Genomic DNA, 7,405 nt, shown 5'->3' on the forward strand with positions numbered 1-7,405 from the left:
GCCGCGCTGCGGCCCGCCGCACTGCGCCCTGCCGCACTGGGCGCGACGGCCCTGCGCACGACAGCCCTGCGCACGACGGCCAGGCGCACGAAAGCCCTGCGCACCACGGCCCGCCGCACCACGGCTTTGAGCGGCGCGGCGCTGCGGCAGGTGCCGCTCCCGGTGCCGAGGCTGCGGTCGAGGCGGGCGGCCGCGGGGAGCGGCGCCGGTGTCTGACCTCGGTCGGGTGCTCCGGCTGGACGCCCGCCGCTCGGCGCTGCTGGTCGCGGTGCCGATCCTCTCCGCGGTCGGGACGGCGGCGGCGGGCCCGCCGCTGCTGCCCTCGGTCGCGTACTGGGACAACTCCGTCGTCGCGCTGCTCGACGCGGTGCGGTTCCTCGGCCCGGCCGCGGCCGGGCTGGCCGCGTGGACGGCCGTGCGGGAGCGCCCGCTCGACTACCTGCGCGACCTGACGGCGCGCTCGCCCGCCACGGGCGCCCTGCTCGACCTGCTGCTGCTCTCCGCGGCGGCGCTCGCGTCCTACCTGGTGGTGGCCGCGCTGGTGGTCGCGGTCACGCTGCTCCGGCAGGAGGCCGGGCACCCGCATCCGCTCGGCGTGGTGGCCGGGGCGGGCGCGCTGGTGCTGCACGTCGCGGTCGGCTACCTGGCCGGACGGGTCGTCCCGCACCGGGCGACGGCGGCCGTGGTGCTCGCCGTGACGGCGCTGTGGGCCGCCCTCCGCGTGCCGGGGACATCGTGGCTGAGCCTGCTCCCCCCTGCGGCGTTCAACCGCATCCCCCTGTTCACCACGCTGCGCGCGTGCGTGCTCGGCTACCAGGTGCTGTGGGCGTCGGGGCTGACCGCCGTGCTCGTCTTCGGGTACGTGCTGTGGGCGACGCGGCGGCTGCTGCTCGTCCTGCCGCTGGCCCTGGCGCTGGCGGCGACCGGCGGCGCGACGCTCGGGCTGCGCGACGCCGGCGGGACGGTGGCGCCCGCGCCCGCGGAACGGGTGTGCCGGGAGTGGCCGCTGACCGTCTGCGTGCATCCGGCGCTGCGCGCGGCGCTGCCCTCGCTGATGACGGCCGTGACGCCGCTCGCGGCGCGGCTGCGCGGCACACCGGGCGCGTTCACCCGCGTGGAGCAGCTTCCGGGCTGGGCGCCCGCCGGGGTCGCGAACGGCGTCGCCGGCATCCATCTGGACGAGAACCTGTCGCCCGGCTACCAGGAGCGGGCCGTACGCCAGATCAGGGACGGCCTGCTCGACGCGGGCGCGTGCGCGGTCATCGGACGGCCGGGCGGCTACGGCTCGCTGGTGGACGCGTGGCTGCTCGGCGAGCAGCCGCCGGCGATCCGCGACGCGGGGGCGGCGCGGCGGTTCGGCTCATGGGGCGACGACCGGCGGCGCGCCTGGCTGCGCCGCCATTTCGCCGGTTACCGGTCGTGCGCGCTGGGTCCTGCGGACTTCCGGCCTGCGCCCCGGCGCGTCCACCGGAGCACGGGGCGGGTGGTGCGGGACGCCCACCGGCCCGTGCCGATGCGTCCGCGGGAACTGGGGCACGCGCAGTCCCCCGCGTGACCGCGGCGGAACCCCCATCCCGACCGCGGCCACGCGGAAGTCGTGGTCAGGCCCGTCCGGCGGTCTGCGGCTCGGGACGGGCGGTGGCCGCGGGCTTGGCCCAGTGCCGCTCGACGAAGAACGGCGCGACGGGCAGCACCGCGGCGATGAGCGCGAGGACGGTGCGTTTGAGTCCCCAGCCGAGCTTCTCGCCGGCGGCGTAGGCCAGCCCGACGTAGGCGAGGAACAGGATGCCGTGGATGGGCCCCATCACCTGGACGGCCACCGGCAGGTCCGCGCCGTACTTCAGCGGCATGGCGACCAGCAGCAGCACCAGGAAGGAGGTCGCCTCGGCGATGGAGACGACACGGAACGCGCGCACGATGTCCACGAAGCCCTCAACGCCTCGCCGCCGTTCCAGGTTTCCCTTGTTCCTATGGCCCTGCTCACACGCGCCGACCGGCCCTCCGGCCCGCGGCGATGCGGCGACCGCACGCGTTGCCCGTTGAAGGAAGGCGCTCTAGCGCCTGACGCCACGGGCAATGCAGACAATAGGGTGTCCGGGTGGACTGGAGCCTGCTGACCTGTGCGCGCAAGGGGCACATCACCTATGCCCCCGACGAGCGGCCGCTGCGCGAGCGGCTGGTGGTGTCGTCCCCCGTCGGCGACGCGTGGCGGTGCCTGCGCTGCGGCGCGTACGTGCACGGCGACCCGCACGGCTCGGGCCCGGCCGACGAGGCGCCGCTGGTGAAGCGCGGCAAGGAGCTGCGCGACGCCTTCATCATGCGGTTCTTCGCGGTGGAGCGGCTGATCCGCGGGCTGATCGTGGCGGTCGCCGCGTACGGGGTGTGGCGGTTCGCGCAGAGCCGCGGCTCCATCCAGGAGGTCTTCGAGAAGGAGATCCCTCTCCTGCGGCCGATCGCGAAGCAGTTCGGCTGGGACCTCGACCACTCCAAGATCGTCACCTCGATCCGGCACGTGTTCGGGCTGGAGGAGCGGACGCTGCGCTGGCTCGCGATCGGGCTGCTGGTGTACGCGGCGATCGAGATCATCGAGGCCGTCGGGCTGTGGCTGCTGCAGCGGTGGGGCGAGTACTTCGCGGTCGTCGCGACCTGCTTCGGCCTCCCGGTCGAGATCTACGAGCTGTCCGAGAAGGTGACCGTGCTGCGGATCGGCGCGCTGGCCATCAATATCGGTCTGATCGTCTACATCATCGTCACCAAACGGCTGTTCGGCGTGCGCGGCGGCCGGGCCGCCCACGAGGCGCATCTGCGCAGCGAGTCGCTGATGGAGGTGGAGCACGCGGCGACCGATCCGGACGTCGCGCGGCCGCCGCACCCCGCCACGGGATGACCGGGAAGAGGTGAGGGGGCGACAAGTCCGGGAATGTGGGTGACATGCCGAAGAACGACGCGGCCCGCGAGCCCGCCCCCCAGCGCGTGCGACCCGTCCCCCGGCGCGGTCTCCTCACCCCCCTGGTGCTCATCGGGGCGACCATCGCGGTCGTCCTCGTCGTGCAGCAGGCGGTGCACGGCCTGCCGCACTGGCTGAACCCGTTCCACGAGGAGACCAAGGACCGCAGCGGCCCGGTGCTGCTGCAGTCGATCCGCGACCTGAACCGGTACGAGGCCGCCAGCGGCAACTTCCAGGTCGTCGTCGACCTGGAGAAGGACGCCAAGTTCCTGCCGTCGTCGCTGCGCGGCAAGCGGACCCTGTTCGTGGGCAACGGCTCCGTCGACGCCTACGTGGACTTCTCGCGGATCGCCACCGGCGCGGTGAAGGTGAACTCCGACCGGACGGCGGCGACGATCACGCTGCCGCACGCCCAGCTCGAACCCACCAACCTCGACACCAAGCGCAGCTACGTCTACGCGACCGAGCGCGGCCTGTTCGACCGGTTCGGCGACTTCTTCAGCAGCAACCCCGACAACCAGCAGCAGCTGTACGTGCTGGCGAGCCAGAAGATCCAGGCGGCCGCGCAGCAGAGCCGGCTGGCCGACCAGGCGGACGCCAACACCAAGCGGATGCTGGAGAACATGCTGAGGGCGCTGGGCTTCCGGACGGTCACCGTCCAGCAGCCCAACGCCCAGTGAGCGCCGCGGGTCAGGCCGACGGGACGCGCAGGATCAGCGCGTCGCCCTGGCCGCCGCCGCCGCACAGGCCGGCGGCGCCGACGCCGCCGCCGCGCCGCTTCAGCTCGTAGGCGAGGTGCAGCGCGATGCGGGCGCCGGACATGCCGACCGGGTGGCCGAGCGCGATGGCGCCGCCGTTGACGTTGACCTTCTCGGGGCCGACGCCGAGGTCGCGCATGGACTGGATGCCGACCGACGCGAACGCCTCGTTGATCTCGATGAGGTCGAGGTCGTCGACGGTCAGGCCCTCCTTGCCGAGGGCGTGCTTGATGGCGTTGGACGGCTGCGACTGCAGCGAGTTGTCCGGGCCGGCGACGTTGCCGTGCGCGCCGATCTCGGCGAGCCAGCTGAGGCCGAGCTCCTCGGCCTTCGCCTTGGACATCACCACGACGGCGGCGGCGCCGTCGGAGATCTGCGAGGACGACCCGGCGGTGATCGTCCCGTCCTTGCTGAACGCGGGGCGCAGCCGCGCGAGCGACTCGGCCGTGGTGTCGGCGCGCACGCCCTCGTCCTTGGCGAACACGATCGGGTCGCCCTTGCGCTGCGGGATCTCGATCGGGGCGATCTCGTCGTCGAAGACGCCGTTCTTGATGGCCGCGGCGGCGCGCTGGTGCGAGCGGGCGGAGAACTCGTCCTGCTCCTCGCGGCTGATGCCGAGCCTGGCGTTGTGGTGCTCGGTGGACTCGCCCATCGCGATGCCGTCGAACGCGTCGGTCAGCGCGTCGTAGGCCATGTGGTCGAGGACCTCGATCGAGCCGTACTTGTAGCCGGCGCGGGACTTGGGCAGCAGGTGCGGCGCCTGCGTCATCGACTCCATGCCGCCGGCGACGACGATGTCGAACTCGCCGGCCCGGATGAGCTGGTCGGCGAGCGCGATCGCGTCCAGCCCGGAGAGGCAGACCTTGTTGATCGTGATGGACGGGACGTTCATCGGGATGCCGGCCTTGACCGCCGCCTGCCGGGACGGGATCTGCCCGGCGCCGGCCTGCAGGACCTGCCCGAGGATCACGTACTGCACCTGGTCGCCGGACACGCCGGCCCGCTCCAGCGCCGCCTTGATCGCGTGGGCGCCGAGGTCGGCGGCGGAGAAGTCCTTCAGCGCGCCCTGCAGGCGCCCCACGGGGGTGCGCGCTCCGGCGACGATCACGGACGTGGCGGTCATGTGGGGGCCTCCAGGAGGGTGCTGCGGCGACGTTTGCCACCATACCCAGGGAAGCGTCGCTCGCTGCCGTTCGCCCCCGTTCGGCCGTCCGTAGGGAGAAACGTCCATGCTGACCCGTATCGACCACATCGGTATCGCCTGTCACGACCTGGAGGCCACCGTCGAGTTCTACAAGGCGACCTACGGCTTCACCGACGCGCACTTCGAGGTGAACGAGGAGCAGGGCGTGCGGGAGTGCATGCTCAAGATCAACGAGACCGGCGACGGCGCGGCCAGCTACCTGCAGCTCATCGAGCCGATCCGGGACGACTCGGCGGTGGCCAAGTGGCTCGCGAAGAACGGCGAGGGCGTCCACCACATCGCGTTCGGCACCGACCAGGCCGTCGCGGACGAGGCGGCGGGCATCGCCGGGAAGGGCGTCCGGGTGCTGTACGACGCGCCGAGGAACGGTTCCATGGGTTCCTTGATCAACTTTTTGCACCCGAAGGACTGCCACGGCGTGCTGACCGAGCTGGTCCAGAAGGCGTAGCCGGCGGGCGCGGGGGTCGCGAGGCCCGGCGGGACGGGGCGCGGCGCGCGCGTTGGCGCGGTCTCGCGCGCGCGCCGCGCGAGCGCGATCGGATCGTGACGTGTTCGATATCACCCGGCGGGCCCGTGGGGTGCAAGACCGCCGCTCTGTGAGCATTCGGACACATCTGGTGCATTTGCGACCCCCGTACCTGGGCACCTGGGGCACGGGACACGGTAACCGCAAACTGGGACAAACCACGCAGCGCGTCAAGATGAGCCCCCAACACGGCAGTGTCCGGAGTACGCTTCATCCACCGGAAGAGGTCTGGGGCACCGCGCCCGTTGACGGCGGCCGTCCATGCCAGGCGATCAACCGGTCCCCGGAACCACCCGTAGCCCCGTCACATCAGGATTGAGCCCTATGCAGTCCGACATCGACGCCCAGCTCAGCAACTTCTTCGAGGACACGCCCCCGCGCGATTTCGACGTGGTGCTCCGTGGCTACGACCGGCACCAGGTCGACGAGCACATCAAACAGCTCGAGAACGAGGGCCGGCAGGCACGCGAGCAGTCCCAGGCCCTCCAGCGGGAGCTGTCGGACGCCCATCGCCAGCTGCAGGAGCAGGAACGTCCCACCTACTCCGGCCTCGGCGCCCGCATCGAGCAGCTGCTGCGGCTCGCCGAGGAGCAGGCGACCGAGCTCGTCCAGGCCGCCCGGTCCGAGGCCAACGAGATCAAGGCCGCCGCGAAGGTCGACGCCGCCGAGCAGCGCGCCACCGCCGAGAACGACGCCGCCGAGCTGCGCGCCACCGCCCAGCGCGAGGGCGACGACATGCGGCAGGCCGCCGAGCGCGAGGCTGAGGAGGTGCGCACCTCCGCCCGCCGCGAGGCCGACGAGCTGACCACCACGACCGAGCGCGAGGTCGCCAAGCTGCGCGCCACCGCCGACCACGAGGTCGCCGAGAAGCGCGCCGGCGCCGAGCGCGAGATCGCCAAGCTGCGCACCACGACCGAGCGCGAGGTCGCGCAGCTGCGCGCGTCCACCAAGCGCGAGCGCGACGAGATCCTCACGACCGCCAAGCGGCAGGCCGACGAGATGCGCGCGCAGGCCCAGCGCATCCTGGAGGAGAGCGAGGCGCAGCGGGCGCAGGCCGAGGCCGAGTTCGAGATCCAGCTGGCCGCCCGCCGCGAGGAGGCCGACCGGCAGGACGCCGAGCGGCACGCCGCCGCGCAGGCCGCCACCCAGAAGCTGGTCGCCGAGGCCGAGCAGCGCGCCGCGTCCGCCGAGCAGCGCGCCGCCAAGGCCACCCAGCAGGCCGAGCAGACCCGGCGCGAGGCCGACTCGCACGCCAAGCAGCTCATGGCCAACGCGCGCAAGAACTCCGACAACGTCATCGCCGAGGCCAAGTCGCAGGCCGAGCAGCTGCTCGCCGAGACCAAGGCCGAGGCGGACCGCGTCCGCACCGCCGCGCAGCGCCAGGTCGACGAGCTGACCCGGCAGCGCGACAGCATCACGAGCCACCTCAACCAGCTGCGCCAGCTCATCGGCGGCGTCGCCCCGGCGATGGGCGGCGGCGGCGAGCCCGAGCTGGCCGCGCCGCCGGAGAAGGCCGCCATCCCGGCCGCCGAGCCGAAGCCGGCCCCGGCGCAGCAGGCGCAGCCGAAGCCGCAGCAGGCCGCCCAGCCCGCCGGCAAGGCCGCGCCCGCCAAGCAGGCCCCGCAGGGCAAGAAGTCCGACGAGGACGACGAGGACTGGTGGCAGGAGTGACCCTCCGGGCCGGCTGACGGCCCGGAGGAGCGACGGAGAGCCTGGAGGCGGAAACGTCTCCGGGCTTTCCGTCGTCTACACCCGTAACGCGTGGTCGGCGGCCCTCCGTCCGGACCCGTGAACGACGACGGCAGGACGGCGAAGGAGAGCGGCGTGCCCGACGACACCCCCAGCGAGGACCGGCCGGAGGCGGCGCCCGGGAAGGCGGCCGCCGGCACCGCCGGCAAGGTCCCCGCGCCCGCACCCCCGGCCGACACCACCGACGACGCGAACGACACGGACGACGCGGACGGCGGCAC

The 7,405-nt window shown here is 73.1% G+C and carries 8 protein-coding genes; 6 read left to right on the forward strand and 2 right to left on the reverse strand.

Annotation, left to right across the window (positions count from 1 at the left end; genetic code table 11):
- Positions 1–216 (forward strand): hypothetical protein (locus tag ABZ914_RS42555; protein ID WP_500200453.1); only part of this gene is annotated, 216 nt, incomplete at its 5' end.
- Positions 209–1,555: a hypothetical protein gene (locus ABZ914_RS42560; RefSeq protein ID WP_500200456.1), complete on the forward strand. Its 1,347-nt coding sequence runs from the start codon at positions 209–211 to the stop codon at positions 1,553–1,555. The genes ABZ914_RS42555 and ABZ914_RS42560, both read left to right, overlap by 8 nt.
- Positions 1,556–1,601: 46 nt before the next feature.
- Here ABZ914_RS42560 and ABZ914_RS42565 read toward each other — a convergent pair whose 3' ends face one another.
- Positions 1,602–1,925: a DUF3817 domain-containing protein gene (locus tag ABZ914_RS42565; RefSeq protein ID WP_500200458.1), complete on the reverse strand. Its 324-nt coding sequence runs from the start codon at positions 1,923–1,925 to the stop codon at positions 1,602–1,604.
- A 173-nt stretch (positions 1,926–2,098) separates the two neighbouring features.
- Here ABZ914_RS42565 and ABZ914_RS42570 point away from each other — a divergent pair, with 173 nt between their 5' ends.
- Entirely contained in the window at positions 2,099–2,887 is a 789-nt protein-coding gene (locus ABZ914_RS42570) for a DUF2127 domain-containing protein (RefSeq protein WP_433140893.1), read from the forward strand.
- Between the two features lie 44 nt (positions 2,888–2,931).
- Positions 2,932–3,627 carry a DUF4230 domain-containing protein gene (locus tag ABZ914_RS42575; protein ID WP_500200460.1) on the forward strand — a complete coding sequence of 232 codons (696 nt, stop codon included), beginning with the start codon at positions 2,932–2,934 and terminating at the stop codon, positions 3,625–3,627.
- Positions 3,628–3,637: 10 nt separating this feature from the next.
- Here the strand turns inward: ABZ914_RS42575 and ABZ914_RS42580 are convergent, their stop codons facing one another.
- The gene (locus tag ABZ914_RS42580) at positions 3,638–4,828 is read right to left on the reverse strand and encodes an acetyl-CoA C-acetyltransferase (protein WP_500200462.1); all 1,191 of its coding nucleotides are present in this window, start codon (positions 4,826–4,828) and stop codon (positions 3,638–3,640) included.
- 106 nt (positions 4,829–4,934) lie between these two features.
- On the opposite strand from ABZ914_RS42580, the gene mce reads away from it, so the two are divergent.
- Positions 4,935–5,357, forward strand: coding sequence for a methylmalonyl-CoA epimerase (gene mce / locus ABZ914_RS42585; protein WP_433239790.1), 423 nt, complete (start codon positions 4,935–4,937; stop codon positions 5,355–5,357).
- A gap of 402 nt (positions 5,358–5,759) precedes the next feature.
- A complete protein-coding gene (locus ABZ914_RS42590; RefSeq protein ID WP_500200465.1) occupies positions 5,760–7,106 on the forward strand; it encodes a DivIVA domain-containing protein in 1,347 nt (448 codons plus the stop codon).
- Positions 7,107–7,405: the final 299 nt, after the last annotated feature.

It is taken from the genome of Spirillospora sp. NPDC046719 (genome assembly GCF_040645715.1).
Lineage (GTDB): Bacteria > Actinomycetota > Actinomycetes > Streptosporangiales > Streptosporangiaceae > Spirillospora.